The following is a 19,154-nucleotide window of genomic DNA, read 5'->3' on the forward strand; positions in this document are numbered from 1 at the left end:
GCCTCCTCTTATTTAAAGCACGATCACCTTACATTAGGTTTAACAACGACATTATAAGAGAGAAAATTATTATATACAAAATCAAATTTATTGTCTTCATACGTTTTTCTTTTATAAGATAATAAAGCAAAAAGACAAAACCCAACGGCAATAGATTTGGTAAAATAGAATTAAATATGTCTTGCACTCCAACTGTCCCGGCAATTTTAAGTTCCGGCCTAAAACTAAAATCTACATAGGAGGGGATTAAGCCGCCTACAACCGTGACTCCTAAAATACCTGCAACTTTAGTTAAGATATTGGCATTTTCTTGAATCATTGGTATCGCATTAACACCTAGAGAATATCCTAAACGTCCAAACCATATCCTGGAAATCGCTGCCAAAAACCATATTGCTAAGTATAAAATCGGGCCCAAGATCGAACCCTGCTGGTTGATGGAGCTGCAAATTGCCGCTGAAATCGGGAGCAGTGTAAACCAGAATATTGCATCGCCTATTCCTGCCAGAGGACCAAATAATCCGTTTCTTAGGTTTTTAATTAAACTCCTGTCTTCTCCGGACTCCTCAAGTGACAATATAAGTCCCATTAAAAACGTGGCCATATGAGGCTCTGTATTCATAAATTCCATATTATAGGTCATAAATTCAGATACTTCTTCTTTTTTGTCTCCATAAATTTTCTTGATAGCCGGCAACATCGAGGCCGTAAATCCACCGGCCTGCATTCTTTCAAAGTTGAAACCAGCTTGTAAGATTATAGAACGCAGGCTCATTCTGTCAATATCTTTTCGTGTTAATTTTTTACTAGATTCCTTCATCCGGGCCACCTCCCTCAGTTCTAAGTTGTGCAGACTTCTTTTCAGATTTATATACCAAAACAGCGGCTACCGTGCCAGCAATAGCAACAGGCAAAACATTTCCTAATTCTAAGTAAGTTGCCATCAAAAATCCGATAAACAAGAAAGGCGCGTTATCTCCGGTCAACATTGTCCTAAGCAGCAAAGCAAGACCTACGCCTGGTAGCAGCTGGCCGCAGATTTCAAAGCCGTGAACAAACCAAGTTGGAAACGAGGTAACAAATCGAGCAATAGGTTCTTGCGCTACATATGCAGATACGAAAGTAACCACAGCGTACGTCAGACCAACAATTATTGCTCCTAGTATTACAGCTCTAGTAAACCCATTTGTATCAGCTTCAGCCGCTTTTCTGTCCAGCACAGGCACCAGAAAAACTGAAAATGCGGAATGGTAAAAAATATTTATCCACTGCATCAAAAGCGCAAAAGGCAGTGACAGTGCAAGCGCAGCTTCAGGGCTGCTGCCGGTGGTGTACGCAATGATAACTGTCATGATTCCTGCCATTAGCGGGTTTGGCGGTACAGTACCGCCTATTGTTAGTAATCCAACATAGGCTAATTCTGTAATTGCACCTGCGGCCAAGCCTAATTGTACATCTCCAAGAATTATACCGGTAAAAAACGCTGCAATAATCGGCCTAAACCAGAAGAATGCTTCAAGAGAAAAGTCTATGCCGCAGATAAAGGCCATTATTGCGATCCAAATACCTTGAGCTAAAGTAACTTCCATCTAGAACCCTCCTTATATTGTTAAATTTTATTTTTTATTCTGCTCTGTTTTACATAAAGGTTGAGGCAGAATAAAAATTTGTTATCAAAGAATTACTTTTTTGTCATCTGGTATAGTTTGAGCAAAAACTTCTATCCCTTTATTTTTTAGATAATTGATGTCTTCTAGATCTTTATCATCCACATATACGTATGGTGTTAAAGGTTTTTTGCCTTCGCTAAAGTGCATATTTCCAACATTTACCTGCTTTATCGGGACGCCAGCTTCAACTAGTTTTCTAATAACTGCAGGGGTTTTGGCTACGATAAATATGTGCTGTTTTGGAGATGCTTTAAAAATGGTATCGATAGTTTGCTGAACAGTAAAAAACCTAATACCAACGCCGTAAGAATCGGCTGTCATCTTCATTAATTGCTGTTGCAAAGGATCTTTTGCTACTTCATCATCCACCACGATTATAAGGTTTGCCTTAGTCAGTCTGACCCAAACATTGCCCACTTGTCCATGCACTAGTCTGTTGTCAATTCTTGTAAAAACTATATTAGGTGTTGTCATAAATATTCCTTCCTTGTAAACAAAATGATTGCTTCTTGGTTTTAATAACTTTCTATCAGATATTCGTAAATATCTTTGTTCTCGTATGAGCCTTTTTGACTTAAATTATATTCAAGCTCTCCTTCTACGTAAGTAGCAACTACCTCATAATCATCGGTTATTACAGCAAAATCAGCATCCTTAAGTTCTTGTATTGAGCCTTTTTTGTGATCGAGTTTTAGCACGCGAGCAGGATTTAGCGCGGCCATTTGAACTGCTTCTTCCATAGGAATGCCCACTTTCTCAACCCAAACGCGTATTCCGTGAATCATAGGCAGCGCACTGCCGTCTATTGTACCGTCGCTGATATGCAGCAAACCGTCGCATCCTACTTCATATATCCCTCTGTCCGGCAAATTATATCGTCCTTTTTTCATCCCTGACATAACACCATTGTCTGCAATAATACATAACTTATTTTTCCCTTTTAATCTGTAGCACAGCTTTAAAAACTCAATGCTCGTGTGCGCCCCATCCGAATTTATTTCATTGTAAACGCGCTCGTCTAAAAGCGCTGCTCCTAAAACACTCATTTCACGATGGTGCATGGGCTTCATACAATTGCCAGTTTTTTGAGTTATAATTGCTCCTCGATCAATTGCCGTTATAGCTTCACTATAGGTAGCATTGGTATGGCCTAAGCAGACATTTATTCCCCTTTCAACTAAGAAATCGATTATTTCAAAAATGCCCTCAAGCTCTGGCGCCAGCGTCACTGTAGTAATTTTTCCTTCGGCAGTTTCATAGTATTTTTTCATTAAGTTTAAATCTGGATTTGCTGTTTCTGAAGGCATCACAGAGCCCAAGCGCTCTTTGCTGATGAAGGGGCCTTCCATATGAATTCCAAAAATTCTTGCCCCTTCTTGTTTTTCGTTCATTGTTTGAGCTATGGCCGCATTGTTGTCAAAGACAGTTGAGGAATAATGGTTGGAAGGAGTAAAGCCTGTAATACCACAAGTTGTAAGGGATTTGCTTAGTTTTTTGATTTCTTTCACATCGGGCGACATAGCGTTCCAGCCCATATAGCCATGAATGTGCATTTCAATTATGCCTGGAATTATTCTTTGATTTCCATAGTCAATTGTTTCTCCATCGAAAGTATGCGGCAAGTCAGGTTTTAAGAATATCTTCTTAAATTTACCATTTTCAATAACAAATCCTCCGTCAATACATCCCCTTTCCGTATAAATTCGCGTAGATTTAATAAGTTTTTTCAATTATTTTTCCTCCCGGCCTTCTTTCATTAAGAATCTCTATAACTTAACCGCCGATTCTTTAAACTTACTAAGTTAAAATAGATTAAATTCCCTCATCCTCATTATTAGATCCTTGAACTTTATCAAAAACAAACTTGTTGATTTGCTCTTTGCCAATCTGTATAGTTTTATCTATAAAATCCTCAATATCATTTATGGGATCCGCCATCGACATACAAAGTTCTAAAACCATAGGCAGGTTTGCCCCATATGTGACTGTGGAGTTTTTGTGTTCTACGCTCAGCATGGCTGATGTCTTAAATGGCGTGCCTCCCATCAAGTCAGTTAAAACAACAATATGGGAGCAGGACGCCAATTTGTCAAATGCTTTCCCAAGCTCATTTTTAAGATCAGTATCAGAACTTCCCGGTTTAAAATCAACAGCCACAAGATTCTCTTTCTTCCCCACAATTAATTGAGCCGCACTTTCCATTCCTGTCGCAAAATTGCCATGCCCTGTTAGTATTACGCCTATCACCGCGTTCTTTCACCTCTTTTATTTATTGATTTTAAATACCACTACCATACAGCATCGCTTATAAGTTACAATATCTGATTTTTTTAGAAGTTTCAACTATTAACTTTCGCATAAAGAACAATTTTCTAAATTTCTTTACACTTTTTGCTTAATTGCTTAGCGAATCTAACATGCACATTCAGTTTTTATTGAAGGTAGTCAGGCTTTTCGGTTTTGCTCTTTATTGCATTCTCAAATTTAATAATTTCTTCAGCTTTACCCCAAATATCAAGATCTGTGCATATCATATGGGCAAGCACCTGAAATGGGACAACTAAAAATAAAGTGTTGAACCATTCATCTATATTGTGTTTTATGCGTAAAATCTTATCTTCCTCAGGTAGGTCGAAAGACCCTATCATAAATACATTTTGAGTGATTATGTGAAGTGCATTATAAACTTCCAAAGTCCTTTGGCTCCCTGCACCGCCGGAATTGATTAATACAACCACATGCTCAGGTGTAAGCTCTAAATATCCTCCATGCATAAACTCCTCTATTTCATAAGGGCTGGCAGGTATCCCAAAAGTTTCGCTTATCTTTAGAGCTCCTTCCACGGCAGTGCCAAAATTTGGCCCGTAGCCGCATATTTGTAAGCGTTTCATTCTGGTAAAAATTTCTTTATGTTTATTATAGAATTCAATTGACTTTTGAACGGCCTCGGGATGAATCGAAAAAGCGTCAAGGATTTGCTTTATGTCTTTTGCGACTTCATTTTCCGTTTTTAAATTAAGTTTTTTAGATGCCATAAGGGCAAAAAGCGTAAGATATAGGACTGTCATTACGTATCCCTTTGTTACATAGCCCACAGTTTCTATCCCAACTTTAAAGTCTATCACAACATCGCAGTGATTTTTAACCTCGCTTTCAGGAAAACCGGTTAGCGCTATAGCTTCTCTGCCTAACTTTTTTACTTTTTCTAATGCTGAAATTGTATTTGTGCTGCGTCCGCTTTGGGTTATTCCAAATACAAAGGTATCCTCTGTTAAACGGTGATCATAATGTTCAAACGTAAAGGGTGTAACTACTTTCACATCCATGTTTAAACTTTTTTCCATATATAATCTTGCGGTAGTAGCAGCATTGTTAGAAGAACCTGATGCAATTATTACTATATTTTTGTACTCTCTTTTTAAAAATTCATTTACCAAAGGAGCTACAATTTCCTCTGCCGCTTCAGTATTTGCCTTGCCAATTATAGAAGTTTCTTTGATATAATCCATCATTGTTTCCTTAACGGCCATAATAAGATCCTCCATTTCATTATTAACGGTCTATATGTTCTTGCCATTAACCAATTTAATAATATTTTTCTTACTATAATATTGTTTTGCAAGATCTATGCCAACTAGTATAAGCTAAAATAAAAAACTCGCTATCCCTTAACTTATCTAGAAACTAGATAGCGAGTTTAAATATTTAATTAAAATTTAGTTACACTAATACAACCTATGATGAAACTATGCTTACACTGCTTCATAAACTAGTTACACTATTGTTGTCACAACTTGCCTTCCAGCATTAAATAGATAAAGTACACTTCTGATAGTGGAATATCTACATTATAAAGCTTTTCTATATCTTTAAAACTTTTCTTTACATTTTCGATAAAATCTTTGTTTTGTTTTTCGAAATTAAACAAGAGTTCCGGATCGAGACCGCCAATCTGCGTTTTTGTAACAAGTCTTTCTATTAAACAGCTTACGTGAACGTATAAACATATTTTTATATCATTGGTAAACTTAACTTTTAATTCATACTGGAGGATTTCAATTGCGGCTTCTGCATGGTCAAGTATCTTGTCTGGATTTAAGATAGTTATATGTTTTAATACGTTTTCCAGAGAAAAATACTTAATTATAGATTGGTTTAGCTGCATTATCCCGTCTTCCGGAATAATGTTTTTAAACAATTTTCCAAACTCTTCCTCTCGTTTGCCCGATATAATATCTTCTAGTGAATAATAAGGCGCAAAGTCTACGTCGGGATTCTTTGTTCCTATAATTGCAATCACATCAAAGCTGTTTAATGTGCCTGCTTTTGTCCCTTTGTTCTTTAATTCCAGATAGTCTACGGGAATTACTTCAAGCAGGTTAGAATACTCTCCAAGGCTTTTTACCATAAGGTCTTTAATTCTCATGGCAGTGCCTATTCCGGTAATGCAGGTGGTAACTATCGCTTTTTTCTTTTTGGCTGTAGGTTTTATGAGCTTGTAGTTTAGGCGGTGATTGCCGGTTACCTTACTTATCGTTTCCTCAACGCTTAAACCTTGTAAGATTTGACTGCCTGCATCTAAAGCCAGTTGAGTGGTGATATTATTTATTATCCCTATAACTCCATCGGAAATGCTTTCAAGACCTTCGTATATTTCTTCAAGTGAGCCCATATCCACTAGAATAATTATGCCGTAAGATGTATTGACTTCTTGCATATATTGTTTCAATTTCTTTACGATTTCTTCGGTTCTAACATCAATAGGCATATCGAAAGATTCAAAAATATTTTCTCCCAACAGGTGATTGGCTACGTTAGCTATGCTGCTTGCCGTTGAAAATCCATGAGCTATCACCACGGCCTTGGGTCTTTTGGGAACTTCTGATTTCTTCATGCTGAGCAGGTAAAGTGTTATTATATAAATTTCAAAAGGCGTCAAAGATATATCAAGCGCTGTCCTTAAAAAGTCTGAAATCTTTTCAGATGCTCCGCATTCTTCCGGAAAAAGGCGCTTAATATTTTCAAGATATTTATTAGATTTAACATCATATCCGTTGATATCTATTAAATAGCGATATTCAATAGATTGATTTATAAAACCCGCGATTTTGTATCCTACATTGTCATAATATCTAAGATTGTATTTATTTTTTATTATTCCGAAAGCATTGTGGACAGCTGCCAAAATCGTATCAAACCTTATATTTCTTGTATCATTTGCAGCATATGGTCTCATGCTTCCTAATATCAGATAATCAAAAAAGTCATCTATTACAACTGCAATCTTATCCAAAACAGCATCACGATTGCTTTCAACCTGAAGAGCTTTTGAAAGCTGGACAATATCATTAAAGAATATCTTATATGTCTCGGCTTGTTTTTTATTGATTAAGGAGAAGACATCCGGTGAATCGTCCTGCAAAGCCTTAATAATAAGATCATCTGTTAACATTTCAGAAATTGTGCTCTCCGAGATGCTCTCATCTGTTATATAGTTGTGGGATAAATGTTCGGGAAGCATCATAAGATTAATATCGATACAATCTCTTGCTTGGTTTTTATTGGAATAATCGTTATAAGCTCTGGCACAGGCAAGTTTTATATCGTTTTTAAGCTGCCCCACATTGCCTTTAAAATCAGAATTTACCAAAACTCTCAAGGCTTGCTTGCTAATGCAAAGATTTTTTTTAATAGACAGCGCTTCCTGTTTAAAAAAGATATATATGAGCTGTACTTTTTCTGCAATCGGCCGTTCCTTAAGCGGAGGTATCGTAATTACTATAGGAATTCTCCTTGAGAAAGTATCAAGTAAAAATGTTTCGGGTTTTTCAGTGGTTGCAAAGATAAATCTGACACTAGCCTTTCTCCATCCGCTGCTTTCTCCCATGCGTCGAAATATGCCTTTGTCCATAAACAGAAACAACTTTTCCTGGCCTTCAGGCGGCAGCCTGTGAATTTCATCTAAAAATAAGTAGCCGCCGTCTGCCTGTTCTATTATTCCTTTAAAATCTTTTTCCGCCCCTGTAAACGCCCCTTTTGCATATCCAAATAGGTTTGCCGAAAGCAGCTCAGGGTTATTTGCATATTCTGCACAGTTAAAAATTAAAAAAGGCGCTTCCGGTTGTATAATTTCGTTTTGCAGGGCATATTCAAACATAAGCTGAGCTAAAAAGCTCTTTCCTGTGCCAGTCTGACCGTTTATTAGTATCGGTATACCGTTTGGAGGATATTTTACTGCAGCCTTGCACTGCTCAATCTGATATTTTATGCTGCCGTCAAACCCTATAAATTTTGAGAAAGGGTTTTGTCCGGTTAAATGCACGTTGCAGAGATCTTTTTCTTTTGTCTGTGAGTTTTCTTCAAAAAGCTCCTCAAAGCTTCCATAAATTAGATTTTCGGCAGCATTTTTTCCTGTTCGCTCCTCAAAAACGTTTTTATCTATAAAGTGCACCGGTCGAGTATTTACCTTTATTAATTTTTGCTCTCGATTTAGTTCATTAAGCAGGGAGCTTACATAGTTGCGCTTTAGTCCCAAGGCATTGGAAATTTCTTCAGCTGTAACACCGACGGTATCAGGAGTTTTTTGGTTATTCGCAAGGATCGTGCCTTTTTTTACCAGTTCATATATCTTTTCTTTATTTGTCAAATAAGTCACTTCCTTTGCCTTTTTGCCTGTCCTGTGCTGCATCAAAGCCATTGTAAATGCTCATAGCTTTCTGCACGCCTTCTGATATTATACAAAGAGCGGCATCTGCTGCTGCTTCTATTGCCGTCTTAATATCCTCCGCCTCTTCTTTTTGAAACTTGCCTAAAACATAGTTTATCGGATCTTTCCTGCCATCAGGTCTGCCTATTCCTACGCGAATTCGGCAGATTTTGTCGGATGCTAGCTGATATATTACTGAGTCCATCCCCCGATGGCCTCCGCTGCTTCCCTCAGGTCTTATTCTTATGCGGCCTGTAGGAAGGTCCATATCATCATAAATTATTATAATGTTTTCGAGAGGTATTTTATAGAATCTTGCAGCATCTGCTACACTTTCACCTGACAGGTTCATGAATGTAAGGGGCTTTAAAAGCAGAATCTTTTCGCCCTTATACATAGCATCTCCAATTAAACCCTTGAATTTAACTTTATTAATTGATGTATTTAATTTTTCAGATATTTTATCCAGCACCATAAATCCTACATTATGGCGCGTATCTTCATATTCTTTACCGGGATTGCCCAGACCTGCTATTAAAAACAACTTACAATCCTCCCGCACAGAAAAAAATAAGGGCAATGCGCCCTTATTCTTCCTCTTCTTCTTTACTTTCTCTAACAAGCTCCGGTTCCTTGGCCTCTTCAGTAGTTTCAGCAGCCTCAGCAGCTTCTTCAAGCTTAGGCGCAAGCACTGAAGCTATAACTTCATCCGGATCGTCTAAAATAGTAATCTTGCTGTCGACTTTCAAATCTCCTACTGTCAAAGTATCTCCAATATCAAGATCAGAAATATCAACTTCAAGGCTTTCGATCATATCATCAGGCAGTGATTTTACTGTAATTTCGTGTTTTTGATGCTGCAAGACTCCGCCTAATTTTAATCCCTTTGCCGTGCCTTTAAGGATAACAGGAAGATTGTATTCAACTTGTTCGTCCATTGATACCTTAAAGAAATCTACATGCTCAAAGGTATCTTTCAATACATGTCTCTGCACTTCTTTTATTAGCACAGGAAATCTTTCGCCATTTAGCTCAAGATTTATAAGGGAGCTTTCTCCTTTTTCTTTTAGAATCTTAAAAAGCTCTTTTTCATCCACGCTGATATTTACTGGGCCATATCCTTTGCCGTAAACAACTGCCGGAACTTTGCCTTCTCTTTTTAATTTATTATTTTCACTTTTTTTGGCTTCGCGAACTGTCGCTGTTAAAACTGGACGTTCCATAATAGTAATCCCTCCACGCCTTCTTCTATTTTATCGTTATCTATCTGTTTTGAGTTTTTAAAGTAAAAAGCATTAAGCTTTTATCCTTACAGCATCTTATATATTATACTAACCATTTGCATCTAAGGCAAGTTCCTGTTTAATCATCGAACAGGGTGCTTAAAGGCTTATTTTCATGGATTCTAAGTATTGCCTCAGCAAAAACCGGAGCAACTGAAAGCACCTTTATTTTATCTAATTTTTGGCTGTCGCGCAGTGGTATTGTATTTGTAACAACAATTTCGGTAATCGGAGCTGCCTTAAGCCTTTCTATGGCAGGGCCGGAAAGCACAGGATGGGTACAGCAGGCATATACAGCCTTGGCTCCTCTATCAATTAGGGCTTGGGCTCCTAATGTTAATGTTCCTGCTGTATCAATCATATCATCCACTATAATTACGGTTTTCCCTGCAACTTTTCCTATAATGTTCATAACTTCGGCCACATTAGGTTCCGGCCGACGTTTATCAATTATGGCAAGAGGGGTAACCAAGCGATCTGCCAGCTCCCTGGCACGGGTCACTCCGCCCACGTCAGGCGATACAACTACCACATCTGACAAATCTTTGCTTTTAAAATAATCCGCTAATATCGGCATAGCTTTTAAATGATCTACCGGGAAATCAAAAAATCCCTGGATTTGTCCTGCATGTAAATCCATCGTAAGCACTCTGTTTGCTCCGGCCGCTGTAATTAAATCAGCAACCAGTTTAGCTGTAATAGGGTCCCTGGAGCGGGCTTTGCGATCCTGGCGCGCATAACCGTAATATGGAATTACGGCAGTTATTCTGCCTGCAGATGCCCTCATGAGAGCATCTATCATTATGAGCATTTCCATTATGCTGTCATTTACAGGGTATGAAAGCGGCTGGACTACAAATACATCTGCGCCGCGCACGCTCTCCTTTATCCTTACCTGAATTTCTCCGTCGCTGAAAGTTCCCACCCAAGAATCTCCTATAGGTATACCCAGGTATTTTACAATTTCTCCTGCAAGGCCCGGATTAGCATTGCCGGTAAAAACCTCAAGCCTGGTTTCCATTGCCACTAATTCCTCCCTCAAATTTTTGTTTTCGTTTTATCACCCAACCGGTTTTATTTACCTGTCTTGCTCTAGCTATCCCCAAAGCATTTTCAGGCACGTCGTCTGTAATGGTAGAACCGGCAGCTATAAAAGAGCCTGCTTTTAGAGTAACCGGGGCTATAAGGTTTGAATTGCAACCTATGAACACATTATCTTCCACTACTGTTTGGTGTTTTTTGTATCCATCATAATTTACGAATACCGTCCCGCACCCAATATTTATGTGCTTGCCTAGTACCGCATCTCCTACATATGACAGGTGGGGTATCTTAGTTCCTTCGCCAACTTTTGCGTTCTTTAGCTCTACAAAGTCTCCCACTTTAACCTTTTGTGAAAGTCTGCAATCTGGTCTTAAGTTCGTGTAAGGGCCAATTTTTACGCCATCTTCGATAACGCATTTGTTAATTTGCGTCATAACTATCTCACAGTCATTGCCTATGGTTGTATCTATTATTCTACAAGGACCTATAATAGAGCAATTTTCCCCTATAGTAGTGCTTCCTTCCAGCATTGCGCCGGGATATATTGTAGTATCTTTGCCTATTTTGACATCACAGTCTACCATACATGTATCAGGATTAATAAAGGTTACTCCATCTTCCATAAGCTTATCGATAATTCTTTTTTGCATGATGCTTTGGACTTTTGCAAGCTGCTTGCGGTCGTTTATTCCATTAAGTTCCTCCGGGTCTGAAAGCTCAAATGCAACAACTTTTTTGTCTTCCTGATTTAAAATTTTTATGGCATCTGTTAAATAATATTCTTTCTGAGAATTGTCGTTTTGTATTTTTGCAAGAGAAGCAAAAATATCTACTGTGTTAAAGCAGTAAAAGGCGGCATTTACTTCGTTTATTTTAAGTTCTTCAGGTGTTGCGTCTTTATGTTCGCGAATATCCAAAACTTTTTTACCTTCCCGTATAATTCTGCCATAACCTGTAGGGTCTGAAACTTTAGCCGTCATAACAGTAGCATCGGCCATTTCTTTTTCGTGAAAATCTACCATGCCTTTTATGCTTTCTGCAGTCACTAGAGGCATATCCCCACATAGCACGACAATATGAGAGCTATTTTTTACAGCATTTTCAGCCTGCATCAGCGCATGGCCAGTGCCCATTTGCTTTTCTTGAATAACAAATTCAACATCTTCATTTATGTATGCTTCTTTTATCTTATCTGCATCTTTGCCGACCACAATAATTACCTTGTTTGCTCCTGCTCCTTTAGCTGCGTTGATAACATGGGTCAGCATAGGCTTACCGCAAACCTTATGCATAACTTTTGGTATGTTCGATTTCATGCGGACGCCCTCACCGGCAGCAAGAATGACGGCTGTAAATTCTTTCATAATATAACCTCCTCAAAATTTGCAATCTACTCAGAAGCACTTTCGTAATAGTGTTTTAGAATTGTTTCTTGAATTTTTGCTCTGGCTTCAGAATTAATAGGATGGGCAATGTCCTTGAATTTTCCATCAGGAGTCCGTCGACTTGGCATAGCTATGAATAGTCCGTTTTCGCCTTCTATGATTCGGATATCATGAACCGCAAATTCATTGTCGAAAGTAATTGATGCAACAGCTTTCATCTTTCCTCCTTCTGGTACTTTACGTATACGCACATCAGTAATATTCATTGGCGATACCTCCTGGGAAGTTTTAGTGTTGTCGAACTTTAATTAAAAAACAAATACATACTAACTTATTTTAATACCTTTGTGATAAAATTTCTATACAAAAGTTAAAAATCCTTCTGTATGAAAAATAATAATTAAAATAAAAAAGATTTATAATAATTTATCGTTCACTTTTATGTAAACCTTGTTCTCGTTTATGTCGATACCCTCGAGAATCAAGAGCGATACAAAATCATTTATCAGTTTTTTATCAGGCACAGCTGTTGTGATTACCATGGCAGTGCCTATAACTTCAGCTTTAAACTCAGCCGCAAGTTCCATCATGCCTCGCGCGGTTCCTCCGCCCTTCATAAAATCATCCACAATTAAAACCTTTGCGCTTTCAGGCAGCGCTCGCTTTGCAAGGGACATATTGTGTATCCTTTGGCTTGAACCCGATACGTAGCTGATGCTGACAGACGGCCCTTCGGTCACACGGCTGTCTCTCCTAGCTGATACCATTGGCACATTCAGCGCTCGAGCGGTCATCAATGCAATAGGTATGCCTTTAGTTTCAACTGTTAGGACATGTGTAGGATTATACTCAATGAAAAGCTGTGAAAAAATTTCGCCGATTATGCGGGAATATTCAGGAGAAAATATTACATCTGTCATATAAAGATAGCCGCCGGGAATTATTCGTTTCTCATCCTGCAGAGTCTTGCAAAGTTCATGCAAAAACTTTATAATTGCATCCTTTGTCTTTTTAGGGCGGTATCTGACCCCACCTGATGCTCCGGAAATTGTAGCAATTTCACCTTCGCCCATCACAGCAAAGGTATCCTTAATTATGTCTAAGTCTTCGCTGATGGAAGACTTTGCCGCATCGAGAAGCTGGGAAAAATAATTAAGAGAAATAACCTTATTGGGGTTTTCTGTAAGCATTTTGGAGATTATAGCAATTCTATCACTGCGCCTCATTTGCAATCCCTCCGCACAGCACTTTTTCGGCAATCTCAACATCGCTTTCTTTATCTACATCTGTCCCTATCTCCGGATAATCGCTGATGATGCCCTTAGCCTTTATACCAAATAACTTTCCCACTCGTTTTTCCAATTCACTTATAGTTATTGTGCCCATTAAAAATTTGATTATTATAACAGGGCCTAAGATTTGTGCAAGCTTTAAAGGTTTTTTCCTATATATCATGAATTCTTCAGCCTGCTTAATGCATCTTTTTACTGTATCTACCTTAACTAAAACAATATTACCCCCGGTAAAAGTGCCATCTTTTATTTTGACGTAGGTGCGCTTTACACCGGGGTACTTTTTCTCATTTATTTCTTTTCTAACTATGGGATAATAAAAATCAGCATCTACTTTTTGCGCTTTTTCTACAAAATCCCGTATTGCCTCTGAAGTTATCATCGGAATATCTGATGTCGCTATTAGAATTAATTCACTATCAGGGAAAACTTCGGCTCCTTTTAGGACATTTTCAGTCATAGACGAGCCGCTGTCTATAATGATGTCTGCAAAACCCTCAAGAGATACTAGTTCATCTTTAGGACCAACAACTGCTATAGTATCAATAAAGTCCAATTCTCTCATCGCATCGATGATGTATTTTATCATTTCTTTGCCGCAAATTTTAAGAAGCGCTTTGTTTTGGCAAAACTTAGTTAAAGGACTATCTTCCTGTGAACCTGCTAAAATAAGGGCTTTCATAATGGTTCCTCCTCGAAGTCCATCTGCTTTCTGAGTATGTCCATCACATTGTATTCTACTTTATAAATGTGTTCTTTTGCAAGTTTTTCCGCATCCTCAGCGTTACCACGCTTTATCGCATCCAGGATTTTTTTGTGTTCTGTCAAGACGCTTTGTAATCTAGTGGGATTTGTAAAAGACTGAACTCTGAATCTATCTATCTGTTCCTTTAAATTGTTTATCATCTGAGTCAATCTGTCATTTCTTGAAGCACTAAACAAAATCTGATGAAATTCACCGTCTTTTTTGACCAGCTCATTAATATCGCCCTTTGCAACAGCCTCAGAAATTTCCTTCAAAACTTCGTCTAAAAGCGCAATTTCATCATCTGTAATGCGTTCAGCTGCAAGGGCTGCCGCAAGTCCTTCCAAACTGCTGCGTATTTCAAAGACTTCTGCAGCATCTTTTAAGGTAAACCCCGATACATAGGCTCCTTTGCGAGGAACCATAACCACAAGTCCTTCAAGCTCTAATTTACGTATAGCTTCTCGAACCGGAGTTCTTGATACCCCCATCTCCTCAGCTAATTGAACTTCCATCAGTCTTTCGCCGGGTTTTAACCTGCCGCTTAAAATTGCTTCTCTCATAGCCTCAAAAACCAAATCTCTCAAGGGCTTGTAATTGTCTAATTTTATTGTAGGAAATCTCTCGCTCAATTTCCTTCCCTCCTTTATTCCATTTTAGCTACAAAAACCTCGTTGCCTTTTCTTAAAAATTTTTCAGCTGCTTTTTCTGCATCTTTTGCACTTTCGAAAATCCCAAAAACACTAGGGCCACTGCCTGACATCAGACTTCCCAGCGCTCCGTTTTGAAGCATAGACTCTTTTATATCGCAAAGGACAGGATGAAGCTTTAAAGTAACTTCTTCCAGCACATTGCAAAGCCCTGAGGCCACCTTGTCAATTTTTCTCTTTTCAATATGTTCTAACATTGCATCGGTATTCGGATGACTTTTTATGTTTTTTATATTCAGTCGATTGTATACTTCTCTTGTAGAAACTCCGCACTTCGGTTTTACAATGAGTATATCCACATCAGAAAGCGGTTTTATCATTGTAAGCTTTTCCCCTATTCCTCTTGCAACAGCTGCTTTACCCATTACACAAAAAGGAACATCTGCCCCTATTTCTTTGCCAAGTAGTGCAAGTTCTTCCTTTGGCCTTTTTAAATCAAAAAGCTCGTTCATTCCCAAAATAACCGCTGCCGCATCAGTGCTGCCTCCCGCAAGGCCTGCCGCTATAGGAATGCTTTTGTGTATTTTAATTAGGATTCCTGCATCAAGACTGTATTTTTCCATCATAAGCTTTGCAGCCTTATATGCCAGATTATCTTCGTTTTGTAAAATCTTAGGATAATCTGTAATTAGCTTTATTCCGGGAGTAGAAATTAATTCTAACGAAACAGTATCCTTTAATGAAATAGTATGCATAATCATCTCAACTTCATGATAACCGTCAGGTCGTTTGAAAAGCACGTCCAGCGTAAGATTAATCTTGCCTTTTGCGTCTACATCCAACTTACCCAAAACTTTTCTACCTCCGATAAAGAGCATCACAACTATGATATATTTTGCACAAAATCCTAAAACCCTGCCAAAGTAAGATGATATAATTATAATAACATAAATAAAACTTGCTTGAAACACTAAAATTTTCAAGTTTATCCACATTGTTAACAGGTTATCCACATACAATCCACAGTATTTGTGGATAAATGTATGTGATAAGCTATGAATTGATAAAAAAATAATCCCATGCCTGGGATTAAAGAGAGTTGCATTTTAAGTTAGGTTCCTCATCGTCTAAAATAGTAAGCTCCACTGTATCGGTCAAAATATCCGAATAACTGTAAGAAATCCTTCTTACAAATTCGGGCGACTCAATAACTTTCACTATGAATATATTTGGGTAAACCTGCTCGAGTACGCCTTCTTTTTCAAAGGTCTTTTTACGGCCACGGTTGGCCCGGAGTCTTACTCTTTCGCCTACATGAGATTCTATATCCTTGCGGATTTTTCTCAATGTATCTGCCGAAGCCATAGCCTCACCTCGCTATAACACAATACTGAATGTATTATAACATTTATACAGGCAAAAGTCAAATAAGTAAATATTTTACCAGAGCAGGCTTTGTTTGTCAATACCAAATTTATTTTGTGTATCTGTCCGCAACTTTGCTGGCACCGCAAGCATCCGGTTTTATTTTAACTTTGTAGCCGTTTCCCATACCCATTACCCATCCTACTACTTCCCGGATAAGCTCTTTCGTATCACCGTTTTGTCCTATATCAACATGAATTTCCATATCCATGTCTTTGTACCGGGTTTTTATCATTTCTTCTTTTAATCGGGTTACCGTATCAAGAGACATCGAAGTTTCTGTAAATATTTTATGGCGCAAATTTCTTACGTGGGGGATATACTTTCTGTAGTAATAGTAGCGCGCGCCTCTTCCGACGCGGTGGATTATAACGGCGGTAACAAAACAAGTATTTTCCCCGGACTGCGAGTCAGTACCTACTATCAGCTTATACTCTGCAGAGGGATCTTCTTCCATAAAAGCCACAATATCTTGGACCATCCTGCTTATAGACATTTTGCCTTTTGTAGGATTAATAAAATTCATAGCTATCGTCACATCCTCATAATCGCAAAAAATAGTAAAAGTATTTAATTATTTTTTGACATATTAAGGGCTCTTTTAAGGGCTCCAGCTAATTTGTCAAACTCCTCAATGGAGAGAGTCTCTCCCCGGCGCATAGGATTAATACCGGCTGTGTCAAGAGCCTTGTCTATGTGACTCTGGTCTAATTCTAGAAGGTTTAGCCTGCTTTTTAGAGAATTTCTTATGGTTTTTCGTCTTTCTCCAAAAGCTGCTTCAACCACTTTAAAGAAAAACTCTTCATCAGTAGATATGCGAGGTTTTTTGTTAAGGGTTATCCTTACTATGGCTGAGTCTACTTTCGGCGGCGGTACAAACGAGCCGCGGCCTATTTCACATATTATGTCCACATCGGCATATACATTGACCGCAATCGAAAGAATACCATAGTCCTTACTGCCGCAAGATGCCGCCAGGCGATGAGCAACTTCTTTTTGAACCATTATTACTGCAAGAGGTATAAACTGTCGGTTTTCTACAATCTTCATAATTATGGGTGCCGTAATATAGTAGGGAAGATTTGCTACTACTTTAAAATCGCCTTCAAAAATGCTTTCTCTTATTTTTTTCCAATCCAATTTTAGCACATCTTCCTCTAATATACAAACATTTTTGAAATCTTGCGTCAGGTCATTTAATATAGGCACAAAACGCCTGTCTTTTTCAACGGCTACAACCTTTTTTACAATGCGGCAAAGTTCAAGTGTCAGCACGCCCAAACCCGGTCCTATTTCTAAAACATTATCCTCAGGCGTAAGTTGGGCTGCTTTGAGCATAGAGAAAAGCGGCTCTTCGTCTTTTAAAAAATGCTGCCCCAGCCGTTTGTCGGCTCTTATATTATATTTTTTCATTATATTTTTTGTATCTATGCTTATTTCCTCCTAGAAAACTTTTACACGGCTAGCAAAAAAGATAGGTCAACCTATCTTTTTCTCAAAGCGCCTTATTTTAAATTCAACACCTAATTCTTCGGCAAGTTTGCGGCATTTATCAATATCTATTTCAGGTATATCTACTACCGTAGCTATAACATATGGAACATGGCTCTTGCACTTTCGGATAAATTCAAGCACTGAATAAAAGGCATCCTCTCCGTATTCAGGCCGGCATATTTCGTTATATTTTTCTGCATTTTCCGCATTCAAACTAACTGAAACAGCATCGATAATTCCTTTAAAATATGGAGTTACATCTTCTTTATAAATTAAATTTGCCTGGCCGTTTGTGTTAATTCTTACAGGGGTAGCGGGATAAGTCTTTTTAATGTATTTTGCTACATCCACCACTACCTGCAGCCGTAAGAGAGGTTCTCCGTATCCGCAAAACACCACTTCCTTATATCCTGTGGGGTCTCCTATGGCTTCGATAATTTCCTTAGTCGTGGGCTCTTTGTCCAGTATCAGGTTGTAGTCCCCTACTCCCGGACTATACTGCCTTATACAGAACTTGCAGTTATTCGTGCATCTGTTAGTAATATTCAAATATAATGCATTTCCTAATTCATATGTTATCATTTTACACCATCCAGTAACATTAAGCCTTACAAAAAGTAATATTATAACAAACCTTATTTTAACACAATCCTTGTAAAATAACAATAAACAGTAGCTTTAGCCGAATTCAAAAAAAATTAACGTGTAATAAATAATCTATTGAAATTAGAATAAGTAATCCTTTCTATCTCTTCCAACATTACTCCTCTAAGAGCAGCCATTTGGGCGGCGATGATGGGGATGCGCGTAGGATCGTTGCGTTTTCCGCGATAAGGTTCAGGGGACATATAAGGGCAGTCAGTTTCAAGTAAAATCCTGTCAGATGGTAGTTTTGCCGCAACCTCTTTTGGCCTTTTTGCATTTTTAAAGGTTATCACTCCGCCGAAAGAAAAATAAAAATTCATTTCGATAAACTCTTGAGCCATTTCAAGACTGCCGGAGTAACAGTGCATCAGACCGCGCTCAGGCTTTATATTTTTTAATATATCAGCCGTATCCTTGTGGGCATCTCGATCATGTACTACTACCGGAAGGTTCAGACTCTTTGCAAGCTCTATCTGTTCCCTGAAAACCTTCTGCTGTGCGTCCTTTTCACTGCTGCCATAGTAATAATCAAGACCTATCTCGCCTATGGCGATTACTTTAGGAGATTTTGCAAGTTCCTCCAGCTCTGTAAGATAATCTTTTTCGACTTTTTTGGCCTCGTGGGGGTGAATGCCAACACAGGCATATATAAAATCAAATTCTTCCGCAAGCTTTACGGAAAATCGGCTAGATGCCATATCAGAGCCGGCATTTACGACAATAATGCCGGCTTTTTCTATTTTTTTAATCATTTCCTGTCTATCAGTATCAAAAGCCTCATCATCTAAATGGGCATGTACATCTACAAACATTTT

At 38.3% G+C, this 19,154-nt stretch carries 21 protein-coding genes; all 21 read right to left on the reverse strand.

What is annotated here, in order from left to right:
* Positions 1–28 precede the first annotated feature (28 nt).
* The 21 genes from TSYNT_RS03950 to TSYNT_RS04050 all read right to left on the reverse strand — a co-directional run bounded on the left by TSYNT_RS03950 (position 29) and on the right by TSYNT_RS04050 (position 19,151).
* Positions 29–820, reverse strand: a complete 792-nt coding sequence (locus tag TSYNT_RS03950; RefSeq protein ID WP_059031937.1) for a PTS system mannose/fructose/sorbose family transporter subunit IID — start codon at positions 818–820, stop codon at positions 29–31.
* Positions 807–1,589, reverse strand: coding sequence for a PTS galactosamine transporter subunit IIC (gene agaC / locus TSYNT_RS03955; protein WP_059031939.1), 783 nt, complete (start codon positions 1,587–1,589; stop codon positions 807–809). The genes TSYNT_RS03950 and agaC overlap by 14 nt, the downstream gene beginning before the upstream one ends.
* Positions 1,590–1,673: 84 nt before the next feature.
* Positions 1,674–2,144, reverse strand: coding sequence for a PTS galactosamine transporter subunit IIB (gene agaB, locus TSYNT_RS03960; protein ID WP_059031941.1), 471 nt, complete (start codon positions 2,142–2,144; stop codon positions 1,674–1,676).
* Positions 2,145–2,185: 41 nt separating this feature from the next.
* The gene (nagA, locus tag TSYNT_RS03965; protein ID WP_059031943.1) at positions 2,186–3,400 is read right to left on the reverse strand and encodes an N-acetylglucosamine-6-phosphate deacetylase; all 1,215 of its coding nucleotides are present in this window, start codon (positions 3,398–3,400) and stop codon (positions 2,186–2,188) included.
* Between the two features lie 82 nt (positions 3,401–3,482).
* The gene (gene agaF, locus TSYNT_RS03970) at positions 3,483–3,917 is read right to left on the reverse strand and encodes a PTS galactosamine/N-acetylgalactosamine transporter subunit IIA (RefSeq protein ID WP_059031945.1); all 435 of its coding nucleotides are present in this window, start codon (positions 3,915–3,917) and stop codon (positions 3,483–3,485) included.
* Between the two features lie 185 nt (positions 3,918–4,102).
* Positions 4,103–5,200, reverse strand: a complete 1,098-nt coding sequence (locus TSYNT_RS03975) for an SIS domain-containing protein (protein ID WP_059031947.1) — start codon at positions 5,198–5,200, stop codon at positions 4,103–4,105.
* 257 nt (positions 5,201–5,457) lie between these two features.
* A complete protein-coding gene (locus tag TSYNT_RS03980) occupies positions 5,458–8,316 on the reverse strand; it encodes a sigma-54-dependent transcriptional regulator (protein ID WP_059031949.1) in 2,859 nt (952 codons plus the stop codon).
* Positions 8,306–8,920 carry an aminoacyl-tRNA hydrolase gene (gene pth, locus TSYNT_RS03985; protein ID WP_059031951.1) on the reverse strand — a complete coding sequence of 205 codons (615 nt, stop codon included), beginning with the start codon at positions 8,918–8,920 and terminating at the stop codon, positions 8,306–8,308. Before pth ends, TSYNT_RS03980 begins: the two co-directional genes overlap by 11 nt.
* Before the next feature lie 43 nt (positions 8,921–8,963).
* Positions 8,964–9,599, reverse strand: coding sequence for a 50S ribosomal protein L25/general stress protein Ctc (locus TSYNT_RS03990; RefSeq protein WP_059031953.1), 636 nt, complete (start codon positions 9,597–9,599; stop codon positions 8,964–8,966).
* A 139-nt stretch (positions 9,600–9,738) separates the two neighbouring features.
* The gene (locus TSYNT_RS03995) at positions 9,739–10,680 is read right to left on the reverse strand and encodes a ribose-phosphate diphosphokinase (RefSeq protein WP_059031955.1); all 942 of its coding nucleotides are present in this window, start codon (positions 10,678–10,680) and stop codon (positions 9,739–9,741) included.
* The gene (gene glmU, locus TSYNT_RS04000; protein ID WP_059031957.1) at positions 10,664–12,067 is read right to left on the reverse strand and encodes a bifunctional UDP-N-acetylglucosamine diphosphorylase/glucosamine-1-phosphate N-acetyltransferase GlmU; all 1,404 of its coding nucleotides are present in this window, start codon (positions 12,065–12,067) and stop codon (positions 10,664–10,666) included. Before glmU ends, TSYNT_RS03995 begins: the two co-directional genes overlap by 17 nt.
* 26 nt (positions 12,068–12,093) lie before the next feature.
* Positions 12,094–12,354, reverse strand: coding sequence for a septation regulator SpoVG (gene spoVG, locus TSYNT_RS04005; RefSeq protein WP_059031959.1), 261 nt, complete (start codon positions 12,352–12,354; stop codon positions 12,094–12,096).
* 150 nt (positions 12,355–12,504) lie between these two features.
* Positions 12,505–13,314: a pur operon repressor gene (purR, locus tag TSYNT_RS04010; RefSeq protein ID WP_059031961.1), complete on the reverse strand. Its 810-nt coding sequence runs from the start codon at positions 13,312–13,314 to the stop codon at positions 12,505–12,507.
* Complete coding sequence (locus tag TSYNT_RS04015) at positions 13,301–14,062, reverse strand: nucleotidyltransferase family protein (protein ID WP_059031963.1); 762 nt, start codon at positions 14,060–14,062, stop codon at positions 13,301–13,303. Before TSYNT_RS04015 ends, purR begins: the two co-directional genes overlap by 14 nt.
* Entirely contained in the window at positions 14,059–14,757 is a 699-nt protein-coding gene (locus TSYNT_RS04020) for a GntR family transcriptional regulator (RefSeq protein WP_059031965.1), read from the reverse strand. The genes TSYNT_RS04015 and TSYNT_RS04020 overlap by 4 nt, the downstream gene beginning before the upstream one ends.
* 14 nt (positions 14,758–14,771) lie before the next feature.
* On the reverse strand, positions 14,772–15,758 hold the full coding sequence (gene ispE, locus TSYNT_RS04025; protein WP_238142629.1) for a 4-(cytidine 5'-diphospho)-2-C-methyl-D-erythritol kinase: 987 nt from the start codon (positions 15,756–15,758) through the stop codon (positions 14,772–14,774).
* Between the two features lie 106 nt (positions 15,759–15,864).
* The gene (locus tag TSYNT_RS04030) at positions 15,865–16,140 is read right to left on the reverse strand and encodes a Veg family protein (protein WP_059031967.1); all 276 of its coding nucleotides are present in this window, start codon (positions 16,138–16,140) and stop codon (positions 15,865–15,867) included.
* A 109-nt stretch (positions 16,141–16,249) separates the two neighbouring features.
* On the reverse strand, positions 16,250–16,726 hold the full coding sequence (locus TSYNT_RS04035; protein ID WP_059031969.1) for a ribonuclease H-like YkuK family protein: 477 nt from the start codon (positions 16,724–16,726) through the stop codon (positions 16,250–16,252).
* Positions 16,727–16,770: 44 nt separating this feature from the next.
* Positions 16,771–17,613, reverse strand: coding sequence for a 16S rRNA (adenine(1518)-N(6)/adenine(1519)-N(6))-dimethyltransferase RsmA (rsmA, locus tag TSYNT_RS04040; protein WP_059031971.1), 843 nt, complete (start codon positions 17,611–17,613; stop codon positions 16,771–16,773).
* 66 nt (positions 17,614–17,679) lie between these two features.
* Positions 17,680–18,276 carry a TatD family nuclease-associated radical SAM protein gene (locus TSYNT_RS04045; RefSeq protein WP_059031973.1) on the reverse strand — a complete coding sequence of 199 codons (597 nt, stop codon included), beginning with the start codon at positions 18,274–18,276 and terminating at the stop codon, positions 17,680–17,682.
* Between the two features lie 116 nt (positions 18,277–18,392).
* Positions 18,393–19,151: a TatD family hydrolase gene (locus tag TSYNT_RS04050; protein WP_059031975.1), complete on the reverse strand. Its 759-nt coding sequence runs from the start codon at positions 19,149–19,151 to the stop codon at positions 18,393–18,395.
* Between the last annotated feature and the right edge of the window lie 3 nt (positions 19,152–19,154).

This window comes from Tepidanaerobacter syntrophicus, assembly GCF_001485475.2.
Taxonomy (GTDB): Bacteria; Bacillota; Thermosediminibacteria; order Thermosediminibacterales; family Tepidanaerobacteraceae; genus Tepidanaerobacter; species Tepidanaerobacter syntrophicus.